Genomic DNA, 25,081 nt, shown 5'->3' with positions numbered 1-25,081 from the left:
CGATTATGTACTGTTTCATCCGATAATATGTATATATTAGCATTACTAACTCAAAAATAATTTATATTATGATTAAATTTTTAAATTTAAAATCATTGTCATTCCTAATGTTTTTAGGGATTTCAGGAGCCTTAATGGGGCAAGAAGTTTCTGGTACTGTTACTGATGACTCAGGACCATTGCCAGGTGTATCTGTAGTTGTGAAAGGAACGACATCAGGTACTACAACAGATTTTGATGGAAACTATTTAGTTAGTGCGAACAATGGGGATACCCTTGTATTTTCATATGTTGGTTATGACACACAAGAAGTAGTAGTGTCTGGAAGTCAAATAAATGTTATACTAAAATCTGGAGTAGCATTAGATGAGGTTGTGTTAATTGGTTCTAGAAATAAGAATAGAACAGCCATAGACACACCAGTTCCAGTTGATGTTATTGATGTTACTGAGTTAACAACAACAGCACCACAGGTAACTGTTAATCAGATTTTAAACTATGCAGCACCTTCATTTTCTTCTAATTCGCAAACCATTGCAGATGGTACAGATCACTTAGATCCAGCGCAACTTAGAGGGTTAGGGCCAGATCAAGTTTTAGTGCTTGTAAATGGAAAAAGAAGGCATCAGTCTTCTTTGGTAAATGTTAATGGGTCTGTAGGTAGAGGATCTGTTGGAACAGATTTAAATGCTATACCTGCAGCTGCTATTAAAAGAATTGAAGTTTTAAGAGATGGTGCAGCAGCTCAATATGGATCTGATGCTGTAGCAGGGGTTATAAATATTGTGCTTAAAGATCAAACGGATGGTTTGGAAATAGGACTTTCTAGTGGTGCAAATTTCACAGAAAAAGCTAATAGACAAACAGGAGGAACAGATGGAGAAAATTTTCAATTGGATACTAATTATGGATTGAAAATTGGTGATAATGGAGGTTTTATAAATTTTACAGGATCTTTCTATTCACGTAATTATGCATCAAGATCTAGAGCATATACAGGTACAATTTATAATGTATATAATGTAGGAGAAAGACAATTTGGAGGTTTTGATGGCGCTACAGATGAAATAAATACAAATGGACTTGCTAGTTATGCTTCTAGCGTATTAGGTTCAAATGGTGGTATTGCTGATATATATAATGCAGCTTTAACAGATGGAGAAACAAGTACAATTTCTGATTTAATTACTGATTTTTCACTTAGTGCAGCAGATGCTGAAGCTGCAGTTAGATTAAGAAGAGATGTTTCGGATTATGAAGTTGGAGAAAGAGGACAAGATCGTTTAGATTTTTCTATGCGTGTTGGACAATCCAGATTACGTAGTGGAAAATTCTTTGCCAATATGTCAATCCCTTTAGACGATAACTCTACAGAGCTTTATGCTGCTGCTGGAGCCAGTTTTAGAGCTGGTTTATCTACAGGGTTTTACAGAAGACCAGCCCAAGAACGTGCTTTTACAGGTTTATACCCTAATGGCTTTTTACCACAAATACATTCTAATATAGTAGACAAATCTGTATTAACTGGAATTAAAGGAAAACTAGGAGATTGGGATGTTGATTTTTCAAACTCATGGGGAAGAAATTCATTTAATTTTGATATTCGAAATTCTGCTAATGCTACTTTACAAGGAGCATCAGATTTGAGTTACGAAGCAGGAGGGTTTTCATTTCAACAAAATACTTTAAATCTTGATGCTACTCGCTTTTTTGATGATGTTTTATCTGGGTTAAATATTGCATGGGGTGCTGAATATCGTGCTGAAAACTATATGATAGAAGCTGGGTCTGAAGGGTCTTATGGATTGTATAATGATAATGGGGATTTAATAACTGACGATTCTGCCCCAGTAGGTCCTGCAGACGAAAGAGTTTATGATAACTTATATAGAAGAAGACCAGCAGGAGTTCAAGTTTTTCCAGGATACAGGCCTCAAAATGAAGTGGATAAGTGGAGAAACAGTATAGCGGGTTATATTGATGTAGAAGCCGATTTTTCAGAAAATGTTTTAGTGAGTGGAGCTGTACGTTATGAAAACTATAGTGACTTTGGAGGAACTTTAAATGGTAAGCTTGCAACTAGAATTAAAGCAAGCGAGAATTTTAATATTCGTGGAGCAGTTAGTACTGGATTTAGAGCCCCATCATTACATCAAATTTATTTTAACAGTGTAAGTACATTGTTTGTTGGAGGTGAAGGTTTTCAAGTTCTTACAGCTAAAAATGATAGTAAGATAGCTAGAGACATTGGGATTTCTCAATTAGAAGAAGAAACTTCTGTGAGTGTTAGCTTAGGCTTTACGGCAAAAATACCTTCTTTAAATTTAAAGCTAACAGTCGATGGGTATATTACAAATGTAAATGACCGTATTACACTTACCGATCAAATTAGAAGAACAGATTTTGACGGTAACCCAGGTATTCAAGATTTGTTTACTCAGGCTGAAGCGGAAAGAGTTCAGTTCTTTGGTAATTTTGTAGATACAAAAACCCAAGGGTTGGATATCGTTATTTCACACAGAGCAAATATTGGAGAAAACATGACTTTGAATAATGATTTTTCTGCTACTTTTTCAGATAATGAAGTTACAGATGTTCATATTCCAACAGACTTACAAGGAGAAGGTGTTGATACAAGAATTGTAAGTGCTGGAAGTAGAGCTTTTATAGAAAATGCGTTTCCAAGAACAAAAGCAAATCTAAGCCATAATTTAAAGTGTAAAAACTGGAATTTTTTCTTAAGAAATGCATTGTTCGGAGAAGTATTTGATGCAGATACAAATCAAAACTATGCAAGCAAAGTTATTACTGACCTTACAATAGGATATAAATTTAGTGATGATTTAAGATTAACTTTAGGTGCTAATAATTTACTTGATGTTTATCCTGATGAAGTACCTGCAGGTAGTACAGGAGGAGATCAATTTATTTACTCTCGTAGAGTTTCTCAATTTGGAACTACAGGAAGACAACTATTTGCTCGACTTAATTTTGAGCTGTAATAATATTTAATATTAACTATTTAAAAGCTCCATAATTAATTATGGAGCTTTTTTTTGAAATTTTTTTTATGATAAAGATAAACAAGCACATAAGTCAGCTAAAACCATCTGCAACTTTAGCCATAAATCAAAATGTAAAAAAGTTAAGAGAAGATGGAGAAACTGTTTTTCATTTTGGTTTTGGGCAATCCCCATTTCCAATACATAAAAGTATTGTAGGTGCTTTAAAAGAAAACGTAAAACAAAGTCATTATTTATCGACTACGGGGCTTTATGACCTTAGGGTTCAAATAGCAGGTTTTTTAAAAAAGCATCAAGATGTAGATGCAAACTGGGAACATGTGTTTATTGGCCCAGGAAGCAAAGAATTGCTTTACCAAACCATTTTAATTTTTGAAGGCACATTTTTAATTCCAAAAGGCAGTTGGGTAAGCTATTTGCCACAAATACATTCTAAAGATGGAAAGCATGCCATTCTCGAAACAGATTTAAAACACAATTTTAAGCTTATTCCAGAGGTTTTAGAAACCTATTGCAAACAGCATTCTAATGAGCAGAATATACTGATATTAAATTCGCCAAACAACCCAACTGGGGCTGTTTATTCTAATCAAGAACTGCAAGCCATAGCTAAGGTTTGTAAAGCCTATAATATTATTGTGATGTCTGATGAGATTTATTCGCAAGTAAACTTTAAAAAAGATTTTTCTCCCAGTATTTCTAAATACTATCCAGAAAAAACTATTGTTTTTGGTGGTTTGAGTAAGGTGTTTTCGGCAGGTGGATATCGTTTAGGGTTTATGTATTTGCCAAAAGATCTACAGCAACTAGATAATGTTTATAGATCATTGTTTAGTGAGACTTTTAGTGCTGTGGCCACACCAATACAGTATGCTGCTATAAAAGCTTATAAAATGAAACCTAAGCTTAAGAAACATATAAAAAAAAGCAATAGTGTATTAAAGGCAATATCATCCTATGTTTATTCAGAACTAGCCGCTGTTAATATACAATGTACAACACCTCAAGGGGCGTTTTATATGATGATAGGGTTTAATGGTTTTAAAAAACAAATTAATGCTTTAGGGATTTTTACTAGTATAAGTTTAGCCAAGCATTTACTTAATAAGTATTGTGTTGCTTTACTTCCTGGAAGTGATTTTTACTTTAAAGAAGAAGATTTGTTTTTTAGGTTGGCTTTTGTTGATTTTAATGGAAAAAAAGCCTTAAACGGAATTGAAAAGAAAGGCAATATTGAAGACACTTTCGTTCAGAATTACTGTCCAAATGTATATAATGGTATAGAGAAGCTAAAACTTTTTGTTAAATCATTATAACTATTTTTTATATGCTAGTAATTTAATAACAAAAAACGTTATTTATTGAGTATAATTAAATTTAAACAATTTTTTTTAGATATATTGATAAATTATTGGCATATTTAACTCAACTAACTCAAAATTTAAATATTATGATTAAACTAAATGATTTAAAAGCATTTTTATTCATTTTCCTAATTTCTCCTTGTGTGATATGGGCACAAGAATCGATTTCAGGGGTAGTGAATGAAGCAAGCACAGGTAGCCCTTTGCCTGGAGCAAACATAATTGTTAAAGGGACGACAACAGGGACAACATCTGACTTTGATGGAAAGTTCCGTTTAAATGTAGATAGCTTGCCTGTTACACTAGTTATTTCATCAGTAGGGTATACCCTTGAAGAAGTAAATGTAACCTCAACAGCTAGTATTAAAATAGCGCTTCAAGATGGTGTGTCCTTGGATGAGGTTATTCTTGTTGGTAACAGAGCAAAACCTAGAACTATATTGGATTCACCAGTTCCTGTAGACAATATAAGTGCTACAGAATTAACGAATACGGGGCAACCAACAGTAGATAAAATGTTAACCTATAAGGTGCCATCTTTTAACTCAACAAATCAAACAATTTCTGATGCTACCGCGCATTTTGATCCTGCAGATTTAAGAGGATTAGGGCCAAGTAGAACCTTAGTATTGGTTAATGGAAAACGTAAAAACCAAAGTGCTTTGGTTTATATAAACGATACTCCTGGTAAAGGAGAGGTAGGTGTTGACCTTAAAAGTATTCCAGCAGCAGCCATTGAAAGAATAGAAGTTTTAAGAGATGGTGCATCTGCACAATATGGATCTGATGCTATTGCAGGTGTAATTAATATGGTTTTGAAAAAAGATGTAGAGTATTCTACTGTAAATGTTAGGTCTGGAATTACGACTGAAGGCGATGGTTTTAATTTTGCTGCAGATTTCAATAGCGCTATTAGTTTAGATGACAACGGTGGGTATTTTAATTTTACTTTTGGTTATTATGAACAAGAAGAAACTAATAGAGCTGGTACTCCAGGTGCAGATGCTCTTTTTGGAGTGCCTGCAAACGACCCTACATTTGGGCCTTGGTTAGCGGCCAATCCTGATTTAGGAATGACTGTAGGTCAACCAGAATTAAAAAAAACAGATATCTTTTTTAATGCAGGGGTACCTTTTAAAGGTGGTAATGGTGAGTTTTACACTTTTGGTGGATTAACCTATAGAAAGGGAAAAAGTTTTGCTTTATACAGAACACCATATTGGGTTCCAGATCCTTTTAATTTATTACATGAAGCTGGGACGACATACCAAGGGTTTCAACCTACTTTTGAAACGGATATTAGAGATAATAATATAACATTAGGGACAAAGTGGAAGCTGTTTAATTTTAATGTAGATTTAAGTGGAACTTATGGTAGAAATGCTGTTGATTATGAAGTTAATAATTCACTTAATAGAGATTTAGGAGCTAATAGCCCAACGTCTTTTGATGTTGGAGCGTATACGTTTAGTAATACTTTAGCTAATTTAGACCTAACTAGAAGTTTTGGTAATTTAAATGTTGCTTTTGGAACTGAAGTTAGAAAAGAACAATTTACTGCAAAAGAAGGTGATCCAGCCTCTTATTTTAATCCAACAGGTAGTGGGGGCGCACAATCCTTTCCAGGATTGCAGCCAAGTAATGCTGTAGAAGCGGACCGAGACAACATAGGTATCTATGGCGATTTAGAATGGGAACCTACAGATAAACTTTTAATTGGTGGAGCTATCCGTTATGAGGATTTTAGCGATTTTGGAGATAATACCTCTTGGAAAGTAAGTAGTCGATATTCTCTTGATAAAGGTGCTATAAGAGCATCGTATAGTACAGGTTTTAGAGCGCCGTCTTTACATCAAATTTATTTGAGTAATGTACAAACATTAGTTTCTGGAGGTACTATTTCTAACCAAGGAACATTTAACAATGTGGATTCAGTAATTAGAAATGGATTAGGAGTACCTCAGTTAACTGCAGAAACATCTAAAAATATTTCAGCAGGGATTACGTATAAACCTATCAATAATTTATCTGTATCTGTAGATTATTACAATGTTAAAGTTGATGACCGAGTATTATTTACCGGTGAAATTGGATTTGATGGAGATGATACTACAACTAATCCAGTAGAACAAGTATTAATTGATAACTCAATTACCAGCCTTAAGTTTTTTACAAATGCTGTAGATACAGAAACATCTGGGTTGGATATTGTTATAAATTATAGAAATATAGAGTTAGGAAATGGTAAACTAGGAGCTACTTTAGCAGCTAACTTCAATGATACAAAAATAACAAATGCAGATTCTGATCCAACTACCGATGGCTTGCAATTAGAAGCCCCTGGACTTATAGGTGATAATAATTATGATATTTTTAATAGAAAAGAGCAATCTAGAATTATTTCAGCTAGACCACAATCTAAAATTTTATTAGGTTTAGATTACGATATTAATCAGTGGAATTTTATATTGAATAACACCTATTTCGGTGAAGTTACATGGCAACATGCCACAACTCCTGCTAATGATCAAACATTTTCTGGAAAAGTAATAACCGATTTAGTAATTAATTATGAGTTTTCTGAAAAATTCTCTGCTAATTTATCAGCAAGTAATTTATTAGATGTCTATCCAGATGAGATAGAAACAAACGGCGATGTTGTTACAGATTTGGGTGGTCGTTTTAAATACCCATGGGAAGTTAATCAGTTTGGTTTTAATGGAACAACTATTAACGGAAGTATTACATTTAAATTTTAATGTATAACCACTAATAGCATTAAAAAAGCCTCAACAAACGTTGAGGCTTTTTTCGTTATTAATTAATCTTTCTTAACATGAGAAAAAAGAATTTTTTTAAACACCCCTATTATCAGGTTGTTTATATTTTAGATTAGAAAACTAATTTAATTTTTATCCATATTAAAAACCTCTTTAGGTATTAAGGCTTCATTAATATCGGCTACTCGGTCTTTGTATAACCACATTTTAAATTTAGTGACTAAAAAGAATAAAATAGGAACGACAATTAATGTTAAGAAAGTTGCAATAAAAAGACCATAAATAACAGTCCAAGCCAAAGGTCCCCAGAAAATAACATTATCTCCACCCATATAAATGTGTGGATTAAATTCACTAAATAATGTAAAGAAGTTAATGTTTAAACCTGTTGCTAACGGAATTAACCCTAAAATAGTTGTAATAGCCGTTAATAAAACAGGGCGTAAACGTGCTTTTCCTCCTTTAACAATAGCTTCAATAAGATCGTCTTGTTGTAAATACTGGTCATCTTCTAAATCGCGTTTTACCTTTTTTCTGTCAATTAAAAGTTGGGTGTAATCTAGGAGTACCACACCGTTATTTACCACAATTCCTGCAAGGGATATAATACCCATCATAGTCATCATTATAACAAAAGCACTACCTGTGGCAACAATACCACCAAATACACCAATTAAGCTTAAGAATATAGCCAACATGATAATTCCTGGTTTTGAAACCGAATTGAATTGGAATATCAAAATAAAGAAAATTAAGCCTAAACCGGTAAAAAATGCGCCCATTAAGAATGCCATTTGTTTATTTTGCTCTTCAATTTGACCTGTGTAATCAATTTTAACACCATCTGGTTTTTCAGTAAAACCTTGCATTTCATTTTGGATTTGAGATACAATGGCGCCAGCATCCGTAAATCCAGAGGCTAATGCTGAATATAAGGTTACTACACGTTTTACATCTTTATGCTTTATAGCACTAAAACCAGAGTTATTGTTTTGTTTGGCAATGGTAGAAACAGGAACTTCTTTTATTTGCCCAGATGCCATATCTCTAAACGTGATTTTTTGATTGAAGATAGCACTGGTATTATACCTGTTTTCTTCATTAAAGCGGACATAAATATCGTAATCTTCACCCTCTTTTTTATAGATTCCAGCTTTAGCTCCAAAAATGGAGTTACGTAATTGTTGACCAACCTGACCTGAAGTGACACCTAATTCCCCAGCCTTTTTTCGGTCAACCATCACTTGCATTGAAGGTTTAGATTTATTAACATCAATTTTTAATTCATCAATACCTTGAATGTTTTTAGAATTAATAAAATCGCGCATTTTTTCAGCGGTAGCAATAAGTTCTGAATAATCATTGCCTTCTAATTCTACATTTATAGGATATCCAGCAGGAGGGCCTACAGCATCTTTTTCAACAGAAATAGCAACACCTGGATAAATATCCTTTAAATCTTCTTGTACTTTTTTAAGAAGCTCTTGACTATCAGCACCATCTCTAAATTTATATTCGCGCATGGTGGCTGTAATTTTTCCACGATGTGGCATTTCTGCCGCAGAACCTCCATCGGTTTGAGGGTTTCCAGCACCTTCACCAACTTGCGAAACAGCACTTTCAGTTAAGAAATTAAAATCCCCGTGCATATAAACGGACTCATTTATAATTTTATAAACACGTTGCTCAATGTCTTTTGTAATGGCATTTGTTTTCTTAATATCGGTACCTTCAGGATATTCTATATAAACAATAATCTGGTTGGGCTTATTGTCAGGAAAGAATTCGACTTTAGTTCGTTGACTTCCAACTGAAGCGCCAAACCCCATAAAAGCAATAAAGAGTAAAACAACGGTTCCAATAGAAATGAGTACAGGTTTTTTGCCACTTAAAGCTTTACGAAGTGTTTTTTCATAAAAACGTTCCCAGCGTGGTAAACTGTTATTTTGAAAACCGTTAGCCCATTTTCTAAGGAATAATCGATACATCCAAAGTAAAAATACGGTTACGATCATTAAGGTACCAAGCCCTCTGTATGCGCCACCAGTCATTAAAATAAATAACCCAATAACTCCTACAATTACAGAAATTTTAATGATTTGTTTTAAGGGCATGTCCTTGTCTTCAGTAGTCATAAATTGGGATACCATAACTGAGTTAAAGAAAATAGCAACAAATAATGATGACCCTAAAACTACAGATAAGGTAATGGGGAAATAAATCATAAACTGTCCCATAACCCCAGGCCATAATCCTAACGGAATAAATGCGGCTACAGTTGTTGCGGTTGATATGATTATAGGAAATGCAATTTCACCAATCCCTTTTTTAGCAGCTTCAATCCGACTCATGCCCTCATCGGACATTAATCGGTATACGTTCTCTACCACAACAATACCATTATCAACCAACATACCAAGCCCCATAATTAATCCAAATAAAATCATGGTGTTCATGGTATAGCCTAACATGTTTAATATCATCAGCGACATAAACATAGACATCGGTATGGCAAACCCAACAAATAAGGCGTTTTTAAAACCTAAAAAGAACATTAATACGGTTACAACCAGAATGATACCGAAAATGATATTATTTACTAAATCATCAACTTGTCCAATGGTTTTTGATGATTGGTCGTTAGCCACGGTTACTTTTAAATCTGGAGGGAATACGTTTTCAATAGCATCTTTAACAATAATATCAATTTGTTCTGCTGCTGCCACCATATTTTTACCTGCACGCTTTTTAACGTCTAGCATAACTACGGGCTCACCAAACTCTCTAGCATACGTCGTTTTGTCTTCATCTTTAAACGTGACTTTAGCAACGTCTTTTAGATAAATAGGGTTGTTCATTTCAGACTTTACTACAAAGTTTTCAAGTTCTTTGGGGTTTTCAATTTCACCTAAAATACGAATGGTACGTCGTTGTCCACTTGTAATTAAATTACCAGCAGACATAGTCATATTTTCCCTGCTTATGGTATTGATAACATCATCAAAACTTACTTGAGCAGCCATCATTTTGTAAATATCTACAGCAACTTCAACTTCTTTATCTTGTGCACCACGAATATCTACTTGTTTAATTTCTTGCAGACTTTCTATTTCATCTTCAAGATATTCGCCATATTCTTTAAGCTTATCTACAGGATAATCACCAGAAATATTAATATTTAGAATGGGGATTTCTTCAGACATACTCAAGTCGAATACATTAGGCTCTACTTTGGCACCATTAAATGTTGGCCAATCTTCGCCTGAAGTTTCAGAATCGACTTCATCTTTCACTTTTTGTTTTGCACCTTCAACGGAGATGTTTTCGTCAAACTCTACAATAACAATAGAGTAATCTTCTTGAGAGGTTGAGGTGATTTCAACGACATTACTGACCGTTTTTAATTTATCTTCAATAGGGTCGGTAATCAGTTTTTCAATATCCTCGGCAGTATTTCCAGGGTAAACAGAACTTATATAAATTTTAGTTTCTTTAATTTCTGGGAAGTTTTCTCTAGGCATACTAAAATAAGCCCCTGCACCAAGGAATAAGATCAACGCAATCAACACATACATGGTTGTTTTGTTGTTGATGGCCCATGATGAAAGTGCGAATTCTTTATCTACTTTTTTAATATTTTTCTTTTTTGCCATGATTGGAAGTTTATGGGTTTAAAAGTTTAGAGTTTATGGGTTTAGAAGTTTAAAAGCTATAGCTAAATTCATTGCCCAAATGATATAAACTTTAATGTTTTTTATTGTAATTGTGATAACTTAGTTGATTTATAAACTACTAAGCCTATTCTATCACTAATATCTTTACATCTTGGCCTTGTTTGACACTACGGGCACCTTCTTCAATAATTTCTTCGCCATTTTCTATTCCAGTTAGCACTTCAATATAGTCGCCTTGTGTTTTGCCAGTTTCAATAATCACACGTTTTACTTTAGCTTTATCTTTAACTTTATCTGTTATAGTGTAAACATATTGTTGACCTTCCGCATTTTCCGAAATAATACTTTGCGGAATTAGAATGGCTTTTTCATTGCTGTAATCATTAATCTTTAACTTTGCCGTAAGATTTGGTTTTATTGAGGCATCTTTATTTGAAATTCCAACTTCAACTTTAAAAGTTCTATTTGCCGGGTTTATAAAGTTTCCAGCTTGACGGACTTTAGCTTCTATTTCTTTGCCTAGAACTGGAAAATCCACTTTCACTTTTTTACCTTTTACGATATCTGAAACATAACGCTCAGGCACATCCGTTTCAATATACATATCATCAAGATTTACGATTCTAAATAATTGTGATTGACCTGGACCAACAACGCTACCTTGTTCGGTTATAACGTCATCTATGGTTCCATTAAATGGGGCACGTACAACTGTTTTGCCAACTTGTTGTTGTAATTGTTTTGTAGCCTCAAGTTGTGATTCGTAAGTGGCTTTAGCTTGTAAGTATTGAATTTCGCTACCTATTTTTTGATTCCATAAACGCTCTTGACGCTCAAAAGTCGTTTTTGCCAAATCGGCTTGAATTTTTAATTGCGATAATTGTTGACTAAGCCCACCATCGTCAATTTTTGCTAAAATTTGGCCTTTGCCAACTTTTTGACCTTCTTTTACATATACTTTTGTTAGGACTCCGGAATATTCAGGAAAAACAACTAAGTTTTGTTTTGTGCTAACATTACCTTGTAATTCTACAAAGTGATTGAAAGCTGTTTCTTTGGCTGTAAAAGTTGTAATTAAAGGAATTTTTTCTTGAGGGTCTAGGGTCTTAATTGTTGATTCAAGTTGCTTTAACTGCATTGATATGTCTCGTGCTGAAGCATCTAATTCAGTTTTCTTTTTCCTGATGAGTTCTAAATCGTTTGTTGCTATAATATCTTCAACAGATTTTTTCTTATTGCCTCCACAAGAGGTTAAAAGAAAGCTTACTAATACAAGGGAATATATATATTTCATTTTTTTGATTGATTTTAGTTGTTAATAGTGTTTAATACGGTTTCTAAATCTGCTTTTTTATTGATAACATCTAGCATGGCTTGAAGAAATTCTTGTTGTGAGCTATATAATTGTGTTTGTGCTTGTCTTAATTCAAAGCTGGAAGCAATACCTTCAAAAAATTTGGTTTGGTTTTTTTGCTCGATACGTTCAGCAAGATTTAAGTTTTGCTGTTTGTTCTCATAGTCTTCAATAGCAAATTTAAAATCACTTTTAGCTGAGGCTATTTGCAATTTTAGTTTTTGTTCGGTTTCGGTCAAATCATCTTCCGCCTTTTGTAGATCAATCTTTGCACGTTGCGTCCGGGCACTTTTTAAACCAGAACCAAATATGGGAATATCTAAATTTAGACCAAAAGCAGCCGTTCCTGCCCAAAATTGACTATTGTCTAAAAACCTAAATTTACTGTTGTTTCCTATATAAGAAGCCGTTAAAAAACCATTTAAAGTAGGTAAGGCTCTACTTTGTTCGAGCTTTACCAATAATTCTTTAGATACTTTATTATTGTTTGCAATTTTATAATCTATGGTATTTTCTACATTGTTATCCGTATCTAACAAGTTTAATTTCATGTTTTCAACAGCTAATGTTTTAAGCGTATCGGTTAAAATAGTAGGATTGTTAATGTCTAAACCCAAGATAATATTTAACATTTGATAGGATAAGTCCTTTAAACGTGTTGTATTGCTCAGATTACTTTTTAAGCCAGACAATGTAATTTGAAGTTGTTCTACACTTTCTTCTTCTTCTAAACCATTTTCGTAAATCTTGGTAATTTCGTTAAGGTTTTTTTCAAGTACAGTAATGTTTCGTTGTAAAATCTTAATACTTTCTTCTGCTAACAATACATTGCCATAAGCATTAATAGTTGCTTTTCGAGTTTCTAAATCGGTTTTTTCTTTAGCGTTTTTCGAGATTTCCAGAAAAACCTTGGCAGATTGCAATCCTACCAAATAAGATCCGTCAAAAAGAAGTTGGTTTAATGTTACGGTAGGTGTAATGTTTTGTTTTGCACTAATATCAATTGCGCCATCACCATCAAAATCTATGGCTGGAAATTGACGTTCTACATTATTCACATAGCTTATAGTACCATCAATTTGTGGTAACCCTGTAGCAATGGTTTCCCATTTTTGTTTTTTGGCAGCTTCAATATCGCGAGATGCATTTTTTGAAGTTCTGTTATGTTCTAAAGCATAATCTATAGCTTCTTGTAATGTGAAATTTTGTTTGCTTTCTTGAGAAAACATAGTTACAAAGCACAGTAAACTAAAAACTAAAATTAGTTTGTTTTTCATTTTTTATGATTGATTTGATATTATAAATTTATTTAATATTTGTAAGCCTTTATCAGTAACAATGGCTCTTAAGTGATATTCTAGATAGCTTTCCATAAGGTAATCCATAGTGTATATTTTTTTTGGAAAAATAGAGTCGTCCTTTATACCGGTCATACCATTAAAATACATTCTCGAAATAAAATCCACATTAATATTAGTCCTAAACAATCCAGTATCCACACCTTTTTGAAGACTTTCTTTTACGGATACATGCATTTTATCAAACTGTTTAAGTTTTAAAATATCATATATCTTAGGGTAATATTTTTTAAGCTGAAATTGAGGCGATGATTTTTCACTTTTAAGATGCTGCATAACAAACATTTTAATATCATATAATTCCTCAATAGGATTGTTTGATGCATTGCATATCCCATCAATGCCGTCGCAAATGGTTTCGAAAAGTTCAAACGTAACCGCTTCTACAAGTTTCGTTTTATTTGAAAAATGCACATAAATCGTTTTTTTGGAAATTCCCATTTCCTGAGCAATATCATCCATAGTAACACTTTTAAAACCAAGTGTTAAGAATAATTCTGCTGCTTTATGTATAATGTTTTCTCTCATATTCGGGGGCAAATATACTTTTGGAAACTATAAAAACAAAAAAAGTTTCCAAAGTTTTACATTTTTTTAACACTTAATTTACTTTGATTCTTTTTAATATGATGAATTACTTTATTTTTGTTTGATGCTTTCTATAGAAAAATACCAAGACGCGTTTATAACATATTTAGAAGAATATGCTATACTTAATGAGCCAAGAGGCCTTTACGAACCCATTGATTATATATTGAGTTTAGGTGGAAAGAGATTGCGGCCAGTTTTAACATTAATGGCAGCCGATATTTTTAATGGCCATTACCAAAGCGCATTAAATGCAGCATTAAGTATTGAGGTGTTTCATAACTTTTCATTGGTACATGACGATATTATGGATGATGCACCTTTACGACGAGGGCAAACCACAGTTCATGAAAAATGGGATATTAATACGGGGATTCTTTCTGGTGATGCGATGTTAATTATGGCCTATCAACTCTTTGAGTATTATGATGCAGCCACATTTCAAGCTTTAGCCAAATTGTTTAGCAAAACAGCTTTAGAAGTTTGTGAAGGGCAACAGTACGATGTGGATTTTGAAACCAGAAATGATGTTACGATTCCAGAGTATTTAAAAATGATTGAATACAAAACAGCGGTTTTGGTTGGGGCTGCCATGAAAATGGGTGCTATTGTAGCTAATGCTTCTGATAAAGACCAACATAGTATTTATGAATTTGGTAAAAATTTAGGGATCGCATTTCAATTACAAGATGATTATTTAGATGCTTTTGGAGACCCAAAAACGTTTGGAAAACAAGTAGGAGGCGATATTATTGAAAATAAAAAAACCTATCTGTATTTAAAAGCTTTGGAGTTTTCAAATGAAACGGATAAGGTGGAATTGAGCGAATTATTTGCCTCAAACCCAGAAGATGTTGTTACGAAAATTGAAGTGGCCAAACAGTTTTTTGTTTCGTCTGGTTCTGCCCAAGCGACAAAAGAAGCCATAGAAAATTATACCAATAAGGCATTTAGGGTCTTAGAATCTTTACATATTTCAGAAGATAAAAAAGACATATTAAAAACCTTTGGAAATAACTTAATGAACAGAACGGTTTAATGCAGTTACCTACTACTTTTGATGCATTAATTGAGCAAGCCAATCAATTAAATTTATACAGAAAGCTCATCCTTCAGCTTAATAAAGATTTTTTATTGGCTAATATCGATTTAGATTTTCATGAAGACATTTTACCATCAAGTTTGAAATTGATACTCCATGAAACGGTTTATAAATTGATTCAAGAAAAGTTTACCGACTATCTTAACTTACTTTATATTATTGATGTTTCAGAAAATCAGGTTAGAGCTTTAGATGGCAATGATACCTTGAAACTATCAGAAGAGGTTTCGTTTTTAATTTTAAAGCGCGAATGGCAAAAAGTGTGGTTTAGAAATAAATATTCTTAATAACCACACCTCTAAAGGCTTTATTAGTTAAAAGCGTTTTCTAATTGAATCGCTTTTGGGTGTAAAAATGACATTTGTTAGGCTTTGGTTAGAGCATGAAATGTATCCATTTAGAAGATTACAAAAGAGGCGTTTGCATAAAAATTACGCCCTTGACGTGAGATGTTATTCCAGTCTGCATAGGTTGAATAATTAGCGTCTAAAATATTATCAATACCATATTTAAAGATTAATCGATTACTTTTTAAATAAAGGATATGTCCTAAATTAAAGTTTAAAATACCATAGGCTGGTGTTTCGTCTTCTCCATAAAAACTACTGTAATGACTTTGATTTCCGTTGCCTTCAAATTGAATAGCAGCATTAAAGTTTTTGGCATTATAATTAACTTCTGCTAAATAAGATATCGGTTTTATTAAAGGTAAATTTTCATCATTACTGCCTTTTCCATAATTATATCCAAGGGTGCCGTTAATGGAAAGTGATTTTGAAAATTTATAGGATGAATTCAAATAAACATCAAAAATAGTAGCATTGGATATGGCTTTATAAATTCTAACACCATTAGCACCAATAGTCATTGGACTTAGGGAGGCATCAATATCTCCAATAATATAATCCATAATATGGAAATATGAAGCTTCCATTCCTATATGAAAGGTATCCGTATGAAAATTGGTTTTTATATTGGCTTCAATAACTTTTTCGTTTTTTAATGTTGGGTTTCCTATGTAATCATAATTATCAAAACTATTGAAAAGGAAAAACCCATAACCTTCGCTAACCGATGGTGCTCTTTCTCCATATCCCAAGCCAAAACTAACATCGTAAGTTTTCTTTTTAAAGGTATAGTCTGAAGCTATGCTGGTTAAAAATCTACTTTTAGAATCAGTAATTTCAGGATAGAAAATTTGAAGACTTTCTAAACCCACTAGCTTTGCAATAGTATTGTTATGATACCCAAAACGAACTGATGTTGAAAGCGTTTCTGTATCACTTAAAGAAAAAACAGCTTTGGCAAAAACCCCAGTGTAAAGCGTTCTAATATCTGGCCATGTGTACATGAACATGTCAGGCTGGTTAGAATCGTTTGGGTACATGGTCATTTCTGCTAACGAGCGGTTATAAAACCCATTAAGGTTTAAAGCGAACTTATGTTTGTTAATACGTGTTGTGGCTTTACTGTAAAACCCATAAGTATCACTCCATCCAGGCATGTCCATACGAATGGGTACATCTGGACGTTTTGAATCATCCATGATATGCGTAATGGTATTAAAATAAAGTTTAGTTTTTAAGGTTTTTATAAATGTTGAATCGTTATTGTAATTATGGCTAACTGATGTAATTAAAGCTTCGGCTAACGAAACATCCATTGGTAATGCAGGATAGCCAACATTTGTGGCTTTATCGTAAATAATATTTGCATGAATAGATTGATTTTTATTTAGTTTAAATCCTGTTTGCAATGAAATATTATATTTTTGAAACTGAGAATATATAATTTCTTGATTGTTACCCGCATTATAATTATTCGATTTTCTAAAAATACCATCGGTATTTATATAAAATCTATTGCTAGAATATTCTATATCTAAACCTCCTGTCCTGTAATTACCATTGGTTTCGTAGCCTAAATCCAAACTTGTTTTTAAACCAGATTCATTGTATTTGCTCGTAGGCAGCTTTAAATCTATACCGCCGCCAACACAATGCCCGTTTTCTGTACCTGTTTGCCCAGAGCCAATACTTACTTTATCTAAATTAGAGACATCTACATACGATGTAATCGGGTCCATTTTATCTGTGCATGCGCCAAAAATTTGCATACCATCAATAGTAACATTTAATCGGTCGCTATTCATATTGTTTATAGAAGGTTCCCAAGCATAATTGCCACGTTTTATCATCGTAACCTTATTGGATTTTTCTAAATAATCATCTATACTAGATAATGTTTTTTCTTGCCGGTAGTTACTTAGTTTTCGTTTTCTTATAATAATAACTTCTTCTAATTCAGTGGTATCTCTTTTAATAACAAGGTTTTCTTGAGCCAATATAAATCCGCTAAAAAGGAAACTAATACTATATATTATGAACGTTTTCATCTGTTTATATTTGATTGTTTTTCAAAGGTCATCTGTAACACCTATTAGTAATTATTTCGCTATAGGTTTAAAAAATTAGTTACGGGTATTTCATTTTCTTGATTTTTAACAGATGTATTAGACTTTGTAATACGTCTGCTTTTTTAAGAAGTTATTTAGAATTCAAGTTCTAAATACAATGAGCTTTTTTCGTAAGTTTCGGTAACATCTTCACCTTTTATAACCTCATTTAAAGTGTTTATTAATTTTAAATTAAGCACCCAATAGCCTGTCATGGTTAATGATAAATCACCATAATACATCTGGTCTTCATTATTATAACTTAAATCGGTGTTGTTTGGCGAACTATGATTGCCCATGCTTGGCATTCTTGGATCTAGTGCAATTGTATAATCTTCAACAACAGGAAAAGTCATCATATTTTCCATTTTAAAAAGGCCTAACTTTAAATTGTTTATTGCAATTTTTGGGTCGTTAGGGGCAATCAAAGCAATAATATACTGGTTGTCATCACTTCCTTTAAAACTAATTGTATTATGTTTTTCAGACTGTAAAACAACGACATCGTCAGATGCTGTATAATCTGATCCATCAATAGCATAGTTAACCGTTAATGACCAACCATAACCATCTAAATTTGTCATTTGATATATAACAAAGCCCTCATAAATAGTTTCTTTACCTTCCGTTTTTGTTATTTCAGATTTAGGGCATGAGTGTTGCATTGATGGCATTTGCATCATTGGTATCCAAGATAATGTTGCATTTTTTATATAATTATTGGTTGTGTTATCTTTTATTCTAATAATTACATTATTATAACCTGTTTTAAAATTTCCAATGGTGTTGAATAACTCTATAGTATGTGTTGAATTAACAATGTCTTGTACTTTTAAAAGGCCTTCAACGTCATTTGTTATTGGGGTATCATTATTGTCATCTGTTGAACATGATACTGTAAATAATGCAAAGCATAGAGTGGCGAATAAATATTTAAACTTCATTTTTGTTAGTTTTTAATGTTTGAAATACGTGTGAAAACGTCCTGTTCACTTAATAGAATAAGCAAGACAAGGAATTAAAATCTAGGTGATTTTATAAATCGAAAAACTAACTGAAATTCGGTGGAGGCGTATCTATATCTAGATACATTTTATTGATTTTTGGAGTTTTAAAACTTGTGTTTAATTTCAATAAACTTGAAGAAACAAATGTATTTTCAATTTTGCATATCGTTGATAAACAAAACAGGTCTAAAGCCAAGCGCTTACCTTCTTGTAAAGGGTTGTCTTTGTTGTTGGTGTCTTGAGTGTTTTTAGTGAGCTCTTTACGTAACTGGCATTTACCATTACAACCTTTTTGCGCTTCTTTTTGAATACACAAGGTTTTGGCGATAATGTCTTGATTAACAATAAAATCTCCAATAATAACAAGTGTATTTATATTATGTGCAAATAATATAAACACTAAAACAAAAGCTGTTATTATACGAGTTGTTGCTTTAAGCATGGCACAAATTTATAAAGAGTCCGTGGAACAAAATATGACTATTATCACTATTTTGTTCGATTTAAAAATCTTTCTTTTTTGATTTAAAAATTATTCTTAGTACGGGTAAAATCACCCAAACGATTAATGCTAAGAAAGATGTAATAAGTCCAAAATTAGTACCAAAAAATTGTTTGAATACAGCTCCAGTATAGCCTAAAAGGGCTGAAATATCTAACTTCAAAAGAATAAGGGTTCGTGATAAATCTATGGGGTTTAGCATGGTTCCTAATAATGATAGTTTATCTAATGGGTAATCTTCAAATAAGATTAGGATCATTAAAAAAATACCATCGTAAATAATAGCAAGGAATAGCCATAGTAAAATAGCATACCCAAAACCTTTGATTTTATTTTCGTTTGATAGCGCAATGTTAAACGCTAATGCGGTAAATATTAAGGTCAGGAAAGTACCCGTAATTAGGAGTAGGGAAAAATCCCAAATGGCTGTAGATTTAAATATACCATAAAATATAAACGGGATGCCTAATCCTAAAATTAAACTCATAGATAGGGATAATGCAACACCTAAATATTGTCCTAAAAAAATAGATGAGCGTTTTAATGGTTGAGCCAACAATAACTCTGTAAATTCTTTAGAATTATAGTAGTACATAACGCCAAAAATGGTGCCAATTAAAGGGACTAATACAATAATAACATTCATTAAAGTTATGACAGCTTTTGAAAGGTCGTTGTTTAAAAACAACAATACAATACCAAGTAATAAATAGAAGCCGAAGTATACATAACTCCATCGGCTACGCATTAAATCATAAAAACTATATTTTAAGATCTTAAGCATGATTATTGGTTAATATAGACGCAATGGCATGTTCGAAATCTGGCTGATTGGTCTTGGTTTTTAATTCTGAAATTGTGCCTTTAAAATAAATTTGGCCTTCTAGCAAAAACACAATTTCGTCTGATACTTCTTCAACAAAACTCATAATATGAGATGTTATCAATATGGTTTTTTCTTTTGCTTTTTCTTGTTGAATTAAATCTTTTAAGCGAATCAATGAAATGGGGTCTAATCCCGTTGTAGGTTCGTCTAAAATAATGAGTGGGCTATCAAACATAAAGGTTAAAACAATGTTTACTTTTTGTTTTGTTCCGCCTGAAAGGTTTCCTAGCTTTTTGTCTAAAAAAGGTTCTAGTTTAAATAAATGAATTAAGTGTTTATCGTTATTAGTGTTGCCTCGTAAATCCTTAATCATTTTAATAAGTTCTTTGACTTTAAGATTACTGGGAAAGTTGGCTATTTGAGGTAAATAATCAATTTTATGTCGGTAATCAGAATGACTTTTAATAGGCTTTCCATGAACAGTAATGTTGCCTGTATTAGGGATGACCATTCCTAAAATTGACTTAATTAATGTTGTTTTTCCTGAGCCATTAGGACCAAGTACAGCAAATATGCCACCTCTATTTATTTCAAGGTCAACACCCCTTAAAACCATATTTTTATTAAATTTTTTATGTAGATTTTGAATGCTTACCATATTATCCTTTTTATTAATGGATTATTATCTAATAAATTATCGGGAGTAAAAACAGGTGATACTTTTTCTGAAAAATCAATAAGGTCTATAAATAAACTACGTAATAAAATGATGGTTTCTGGTGTACGATTTACGATGTATGAAAATAGTTTTACAGGTCTGTACGGAACATCGCCAACACCATCTTTATTCAAATCGTAACCTGTATAATTGCTCCAATAATTTCTGTTAAAAACATTATCGTTCACTTTGCTGTTATATGAAATGTCAAAGGAATTGTACAAGAAATTATTTTCTAAAAAACTATTGGCATAACAAGCACCACGAACCTTAACCGCCCAACCATTATTGGTAAAATTGTTGTTTTTATAAACAATCCGGTTAGAGCCTTCTATACTAATGCCTATGGTATTTTCATCAAAAGTATTACCAATAATTTCGGCATCGTTTATTTCTTTTAAAAGCATGCCGTAGGAAGCTGTACCCCAATTTTCTCTAAAAATATTATTGTGCATTTTTATTTTTTTAGAAAACATAACAGCCACACCAGCACCATTATTTTCAAAGGTGTTATCTTCATAAATATCATCATTAGAAAACATAAAATGTAAGCCATAACGTAAGTTTTCTGCACTGACATTGTTTTTGATTAAACAGTCATCAGAAAATTCTAAATAAATACCATCTCTAACATGTTCAACGTAATTGTGTTCTATTTCTATATGGTTACTGTACCATAATTGAATACCATTTCCTGAGTTGTATTCTTCTGTAGCATCACCAATAACTTTATTATGGTATATTTTTCCGTGGCTTGATTTTTCAATATAAATACCAAAAAAGAGTTTTTCTAGTACTAGATTTTGAATGACAAAATTTTTGCTTTTTCTAACCCGAATGGCCGCATAATCTTCGGTGTAACTTGTACCTACATTAATAATAAATAAACCATCAACAGTTACATTATCTGAAATAATGGTTATGATTTCGCCTTTTAATTCGCCATCAATAACGGGGTAGTTTACACCAATAATAGATAGGGGTTTATCAATTATAATGTTATGTGCTTTATAAGTGCCTTTTTTTACAACTATGGTATCAAAATATTTGGCTTTGGCAATAGCATCTTTCAATGTAGAAATTGTACAAGTGCTACAAACCTCAATGGTTTGGGCCATAGTTATATTGACCATTAAAATGGCTGATAAAAAAGCGATTAAAGTTTTCATGACACTAGTCCTTAAAATGTGCTAGTAATTCTGTCCAAGTATATACATGCCCGCCTTTATCTGCTTGTGTTTTTTTGGCATCAACATCGTTTTTAAAAGCGGATAAAAAAGCACCCATTGGGCTTGGAATATTTTCGCTAATTAAAAATGTGGCGGTGGTGGCATCGATTAAAGCTTCGGGTTCTGTATAATTGTTTGATAAATAGAGTTTTATTTCTGAGGATTCAAATTCTTTTAAGAAATTAATCATACATTCCGTTGCGTCAAACTTATAGACTTTTCCTTTTTTAGTTACAATTTCGGCGGCGTGGACTTTGTCTACAATGGTCATCTTACAAAAATAACAGCCATCATTTCCGTAGTCTATAGGCTTGGGTGATGCATTACAACTAAGGAGTATTAGCGTTAATACGATTATTGCATAGTGTTTTAGTGTTTGCATGTTTTTAGTGTTTTAAATGAACTACATAATCAAGACGTGCTTTTGTTTTTCCTTCCAATTAAAAAGGCAATTAATGAGCAAGCTATACCTAAGCCTAAAAAGAGTGCTCCAAATCTAGGATAAGAGTGCGCTCTGAAATTTAAAATATCCTTACTTCCAAATAAAGGTGGCTGAAAACCCATTACTGACCCATCTGGGTTTGTAAATTTCATAATGGCTTTAGGGTCTAAATCATGGCCATAATTATGTTCCCAAAGATAAAAATCATAGAGTCCGGCAGCACTTAAAACAGCCATTAAAATAAACCAAAACAGGAACCATTTGTAGTTTCCTTTAAAAGCTATAATTAAACCAATAAGGGTTGTAATGATAATTCCTAAAGGAAAAATTCTAAATTCTGGAATGGCTTCAGGAATATACTTCATGCCCACATAATGATTCATTAAATTAATGTTTTTAATATCATGCGGGTGCACATCAGAAAAATCATTTATATGGATGTACATGCCTAATGGTATAGGGTATTGAGGTGCTTCTAATGTGATTTTCCAAAGCGGAAATAAAAACAACCCTAAAGGCAGTATAGCCGCAAAAAACATGATGATATTCGACCTTTTCATCTACAAAAATTTATCAATTAGTATAGTGTTTTAGAAAGGAAAGGCGAGAGCGAAATGATTAACCCTCGCCTTTTTTAGGAAAATGAACACTAAAACAAAATTCTCCTAAGCATTAAAATTATTCAATATCTTCTCCAAGTGACCATTTTAGGGGTGTATTAGATTTTGCATGCGATACGCGAACATAGCCTTGCATTTCTTGATGTAGTGCGGAACAGAAATCTGTACAATAAAATGGCCATACACCAACTTGTTTAGGTTCCCATAAAAATGTTTCTGTTTGCCCTGGCATGATTAATAATTCAGAAGTGTTTGCTCCAATCATACTTACACCATGTGGCACATCATAATCTTGTTCTAAGTTTGTAACATGGAAATACACTTTATCGCCTACTTTAATGCCTTCAATATTATCGGGGGCAAAGTGACTTCTAATGGTTGTCATATATACATGAACTGTTTTTCCATCTCTGATCACTTTAGTATCTGCTTCACTTAAAGCGGCATACGGATGCTTATTGTCTTCTAACTTAAACAGTTTTTTAGAACGCGGTTTAATTAAATCTGCTGGACAACCAGCTGCATAGTGAGGTTCGCCAATCGTAGGGAAGTCTAAAAGTAATTCCATTTTGTCGCCTGAAATATCATAGAGTTGAGCAGATTGTGTAACCTCTGGACCTGTTGGTAAATAACGGTCTTTGGTAATTTTATTCATAGCCACAACATATTTACCCCAAGGTTTTTGTGAGTTTCCGCCAGGAATCATTAAGTGACCTACTGAGTAATAGCAAGGTTGTCTGTCTACCACTTCCCAGGTGCCTAATTTCCATTTTACTACTTCAGAAGAAATAAAGAAGGTTGTATAAGCATTCCCTTTTCCATCAAACTCAGTATGTAAAGGGCCTAATCCAGGTTGTTCAACAACCCCAGCTAATACATCTTCAAAATTTAAAATAGGGATTCCATAAGCATCACCAGCAAATTTTTTGTTTTCAATGGCGTCTAGCATTTTTGTAAATGAGTGCACCGTTAAGTTAGCAGATAGTTTTCCGTTACCAACAATGTATTCACCAGAAGGGTCTACATCGCAGCCGTGAGGCGATTTAGGTGTTGGTAAGAAGTATACAGCTCCAGGAACATCTAAAGGATTTACAGTTAGCACTTCTTTTTTCATAGTTGAAGTTGCCATATGCGTGCTTTCGTCATACACATTATGTGCGTAGTTTGCAGGCATTATAGTGCCGCCTCCATTATTTACGTACTCTTCAATTTTTTTCCAGTTTACAGCTGCAATAAAATCTTTATCATTTTGTGATGCGTTGACTTCCATAAGCGTGCTAGCTTCTTCTGAATTATAAGTTGAAAAGAAGAACCAACCATGAGAAGCACCACGACCTGGATGCGCCAAATCATAGTCAAAACCAGGCATGATTAATTGAAACTTGATATCCATATGACCATGTTCTGGCTTAACAGAAATAAAAGTTAAAGACCCTTTAAAGTTCCCTTTATAGTCTTTTATAGGCATATCCTTTTGAGGAATTGGAATAGAAAAACGTGTTCCTGCTACAACATACTCTGAGTTTTCAGTTACAAATGAAGAACTGTGATTCCCTGCACTATTAGGAACTTCAATAATCTCAGTAGTTTCAAAAGTCGATAAATCAATTTTTGCAATACGCGGGGTGTTGTTACCGTTTATGAATACCCAACGTCCATCAATAACACCATTGGTTTGTGAAATATCGGGATGGTGTGCATCGTCCCAAGGCACAAAACCATGAGAGGTGTTTAACATGGGTTTTGTTTCTTCGTTATAACCGTATGCTTTCTCAGCATCTTGAGAGAATACAGGAATTACTTTAAATAAACGTCCAGAAGGTAATCCATAAACAGATAACTGTCCGCTAAACCCACCAGAAATAAAGGCGTAAAATTCATCATGCTCACCAGGGGCTACATATACTTTTTCGGCAACATTGCCAGCAAGTGCACCAGATTTATCAGATTTACCCGAATTGTTACAACTTGTAAATGCTACTAGAACACTTAATAGTGCAACGGTTGATTTCAATATTTTTTTCATCATTTTTAAATTT

General features: G+C 33.0%; 18 protein-coding genes. 5 read left to right on the top strand and 13 right to left on the bottom strand.

The genetic code is table 11. From position 1 onward, the window contains the following. Positions 1-68 precede the first annotated feature (68 nt). The 3 genes from ABD941_RS10000 (at position 69) to ABD941_RS09990 (ending at position 7,146) form a co-directional block, all read left to right on the top strand. The gene (locus ABD941_RS10000; protein ID WP_345273991.1) at positions 69-3,002 is read left to right on the top strand and encodes a TonB-dependent receptor; all 2,934 of its coding nucleotides are present in this window, start codon (positions 69-71) and stop codon (positions 3,000-3,002) included. A gap of 68 nt (positions 3,003-3,070) precedes the next feature. Then, positions 3,071-4,339: a pyridoxal phosphate-dependent aminotransferase gene (locus tag ABD941_RS09995; protein ID WP_345273990.1), complete on the top strand. Its 1,269-nt coding sequence runs from the start codon at positions 3,071-3,073 to the stop codon at positions 4,337-4,339. A gap of 134 nt (positions 4,340-4,473) precedes the next feature. After that, positions 4,474-7,146, top strand: a complete 2,673-nt coding sequence (locus ABD941_RS09990) for a TonB-dependent receptor (RefSeq protein ID WP_345273989.1) — start codon at positions 4,474-4,476, stop codon at positions 7,144-7,146. 146 nt (positions 7,147-7,292) lie between these two features. Here the strand turns inward: ABD941_RS09990 and ABD941_RS09985 are convergent, their stop codons facing one another. The 4 genes from ABD941_RS09985 to ABD941_RS09970 all read right to left on the bottom strand — a co-directional run bounded on the left by ABD941_RS09985 (position 7,293) and on the right by ABD941_RS09970 (position 14,081). Beyond that, entirely contained in the window at positions 7,293-10,820 is a 3,528-nt protein-coding gene (locus ABD941_RS09985) for an efflux RND transporter permease subunit (protein WP_345273988.1), read from the bottom strand. Positions 10,821-10,965: 145 nt separating this feature from the next. Further along, complete coding sequence (locus tag ABD941_RS09980) at positions 10,966-12,135, bottom strand: efflux RND transporter periplasmic adaptor subunit (RefSeq protein ID WP_345273987.1); 1,170 nt, start codon at positions 12,133-12,135, stop codon at positions 10,966-10,968. Positions 12,136-12,149: 14 nt separating this feature from the next. Further along, positions 12,150-13,472 carry a TolC family protein gene (locus tag ABD941_RS09975; protein WP_345273986.1) on the bottom strand — a complete coding sequence of 441 codons (1,323 nt, stop codon included), beginning with the start codon at positions 13,470-13,472 and terminating at the stop codon, positions 12,150-12,152. Between the two features lie 3 nt (positions 13,473-13,475). Beyond that, positions 13,476-14,081 carry a TetR/AcrR family transcriptional regulator gene (locus ABD941_RS09970; protein WP_345273985.1) on the bottom strand — a complete coding sequence of 202 codons (606 nt, stop codon included), beginning with the start codon at positions 14,079-14,081 and terminating at the stop codon, positions 13,476-13,478. A 124-nt stretch (positions 14,082-14,205) separates the two neighbouring features. Here ABD941_RS09970 and ABD941_RS09965 point away from each other — a divergent pair, with 124 nt between their 5' ends. Both ABD941_RS09965 and ABD941_RS09960 read left to right on the top strand, forming a co-directional pair. After that, on the top strand, positions 14,206-15,180 hold the full coding sequence (locus ABD941_RS09965; RefSeq protein WP_345273984.1) for a polyprenyl synthetase family protein: 975 nt from the start codon (positions 14,206-14,208) through the stop codon (positions 15,178-15,180). Next, on the top strand, positions 15,180-15,530 hold the full coding sequence (locus tag ABD941_RS09960) for a hypothetical protein (protein ID WP_345273983.1): 351 nt from the start codon (positions 15,180-15,182) through the stop codon (positions 15,528-15,530). Before ABD941_RS09965 ends, ABD941_RS09960 begins: the two co-directional genes overlap by 1 nt. A gap of 110 nt (positions 15,531-15,640) precedes the next feature. Here ABD941_RS09960 and ABD941_RS09955 read toward each other — a convergent pair whose 3' ends face one another. The 9 genes from ABD941_RS09955 to nosZ form a co-directional block, all read right to left on the bottom strand. Continuing rightward, positions 15,641-17,638 (bottom strand): TonB-dependent receptor plug domain-containing protein, encoded by a 1,998-nt coding sequence (locus tag ABD941_RS09955; RefSeq protein WP_345273982.1) that lies wholly within the window; start codon positions 17,636-17,638, stop codon positions 15,641-15,643. A 155-nt stretch (positions 17,639-17,793) separates the two neighbouring features. Then, positions 17,794-18,642 (bottom strand): hypothetical protein, encoded by an 849-nt coding sequence (locus ABD941_RS09950; RefSeq protein ID WP_345273981.1) that lies wholly within the window; start codon positions 18,640-18,642, stop codon positions 17,794-17,796. A gap of 106 nt (positions 18,643-18,748) precedes the next feature. Continuing rightward, positions 18,749-19,147, bottom strand: coding sequence for a hypothetical protein (locus ABD941_RS09945; RefSeq protein ID WP_345273980.1), 399 nt, complete (start codon positions 19,145-19,147; stop codon positions 18,749-18,751). A 61-nt stretch (positions 19,148-19,208) separates the two neighbouring features. Then, positions 19,209-19,991 (bottom strand): ABC transporter permease, encoded by a 783-nt coding sequence (locus ABD941_RS09940; protein ID WP_345273979.1) that lies wholly within the window; start codon positions 19,989-19,991, stop codon positions 19,209-19,211. Then, a complete protein-coding gene (locus ABD941_RS09935) occupies positions 19,984-20,691 on the bottom strand; it encodes an ABC transporter ATP-binding protein (RefSeq protein WP_345273978.1) in 708 nt (235 codons plus the stop codon). The genes ABD941_RS09940 and ABD941_RS09935 overlap by 8 nt, the downstream gene beginning before the upstream one ends. Beyond that, positions 20,685-21,920, bottom strand: a complete 1,236-nt coding sequence (locus ABD941_RS09930) for a nitrous oxide reductase family maturation protein NosD (protein WP_345273977.1) — start codon at positions 21,918-21,920, stop codon at positions 20,685-20,687. The genes ABD941_RS09935 and ABD941_RS09930 overlap by 7 nt, the downstream gene beginning before the upstream one ends. A gap of 4 nt (positions 21,921-21,924) precedes the next feature. After that, entirely contained in the window at positions 21,925-22,362 is a 438-nt protein-coding gene (locus ABD941_RS09925) for a nitrous oxide reductase accessory protein NosL (RefSeq protein ID WP_345273976.1), read from the bottom strand. A gap of 29 nt (positions 22,363-22,391) precedes the next feature. Beyond that, a complete protein-coding gene (locus ABD941_RS09920) occupies positions 22,392-22,982 on the bottom strand; it encodes a hypothetical protein (RefSeq protein WP_345273975.1) in 591 nt (196 codons plus the stop codon). 118 nt (positions 22,983-23,100) lie between these two features. Beyond that, the gene (nosZ, locus tag ABD941_RS09915) at positions 23,101-25,068 is read right to left on the bottom strand and encodes a Sec-dependent nitrous-oxide reductase (protein ID WP_345274119.1); all 1,968 of its coding nucleotides are present in this window, start codon (positions 25,066-25,068) and stop codon (positions 23,101-23,103) included. Positions 25,069-25,081 lie beyond the last annotated feature (13 nt).

The organism is Flaviramulus aquimarinus (assembly GCF_039543205.1).
GTDB lineage: Bacteria > Bacteroidota > Bacteroidia > Flavobacteriales > Flavobacteriaceae > Flaviramulus_B > Flaviramulus_B aquimarinus.
The sequence above is the reverse complement of the archived record's forward strand: the minus strand, read 5'-3'. Positions and strand labels throughout refer to the sequence as shown.

What these genes read in the sequence shown, in the direction of transcription:
- nosZ (WP_345274119.1), bottom strand. Translation starts at nt 25,068, where the DNA reads ATGAAAAAAATATTGAAATCAACCGTTGCACTATTAAGTGTTCTAGTA.
- ABD941_RS09990 (WP_345273989.1), top strand. Translation starts at nt 4,474, where the DNA reads ATGATTAAACTAAATGATTTAAAAGCATTTTTATTCATTTTCCTAATT.
- ABD941_RS09945 (WP_345273980.1), bottom strand. Translation starts at nt 19,147, where the DNA reads ATGCTTAAAGCAACAACTCGTATAATAACAGCTTTTGTTTTAGTGTTT.
- ABD941_RS09925 (WP_345273976.1), bottom strand. Translation starts at nt 22,362, where the DNA reads ATGCAAACACTAAAACACTATGCAATAATCGTATTAACGCTAATACTC.
- ABD941_RS09965 (WP_345273984.1), top strand. Translation starts at nt 14,206, where the DNA reads ATGCTTTCTATAGAAAAATACCAAGACGCGTTTATAACATATTTAGAA.
- ABD941_RS09940 (WP_345273979.1), bottom strand. Translation starts at nt 19,991, where the DNA reads ATGCTTAAGATCTTAAAATATAGTTTTTATGATTTAATGCGTAGCCGA.
- ABD941_RS09955 (WP_345273982.1), bottom strand. Translation starts at nt 17,638, where the DNA reads ATGAAAACGTTCATAATATATAGTATTAGTTTCCTTTTTAGCGGATTT.
- ABD941_RS09995 (WP_345273990.1), top strand. Translation starts at nt 3,071, where the DNA reads ATGATAAAGATAAACAAGCACATAAGTCAGCTAAAACCATCTGCAACT.
- ABD941_RS09950 (WP_345273981.1), bottom strand. Translation starts at nt 18,642, where the DNA reads ATGAAGTTTAAATATTTATTCGCCACTCTATGCTTTGCATTATTTACA.
- ABD941_RS09980 (WP_345273987.1), bottom strand. Translation starts at nt 12,135, where the DNA reads ATGAAATATATATATTCCCTTGTATTAGTAAGCTTTCTTTTAACCTCT.
- ABD941_RS10000 (WP_345273991.1), top strand. Translation starts at nt 69, where the DNA reads ATGATTAAATTTTTAAATTTAAAATCATTGTCATTCCTAATGTTTTTA.
- ABD941_RS09960 (WP_345273983.1), top strand. Translation starts at nt 15,180, where the DNA reads ATGCAGTTACCTACTACTTTTGATGCATTAATTGAGCAAGCCAATCAA.
- ABD941_RS09935 (WP_345273978.1), bottom strand. Translation starts at nt 20,691, where the DNA reads ATGGTAAGCATTCAAAATCTACATAAAAAATTTAATAAAAATATGGTT.
- ABD941_RS09985 (WP_345273988.1), bottom strand. Translation starts at nt 10,820, where the DNA reads ATGGCAAAAAAGAAAAATATTAAAAAAGTAGATAAAGAATTCGCACTT.
- ABD941_RS09930 (WP_345273977.1), bottom strand. Translation starts at nt 21,920, where the DNA reads ATGAAAACTTTAATCGCTTTTTTATCAGCCATTTTAATGGTCAATATA.
- ABD941_RS09920 (WP_345273975.1), bottom strand. Translation starts at nt 22,982, where the DNA reads ATGAAAAGGTCGAATATCATCATGTTTTTTGCGGCTATACTGCCTTTA.
- ABD941_RS09975 (WP_345273986.1), bottom strand. Translation starts at nt 13,472, where the DNA reads ATGAAAAACAAACTAATTTTAGTTTTTAGTTTACTGTGCTTTGTAACT.
- ABD941_RS09970 (WP_345273985.1), bottom strand. Translation starts at nt 14,081, where the DNA reads ATGAGAGAAAACATTATACATAAAGCAGCAGAATTATTCTTAACACTT.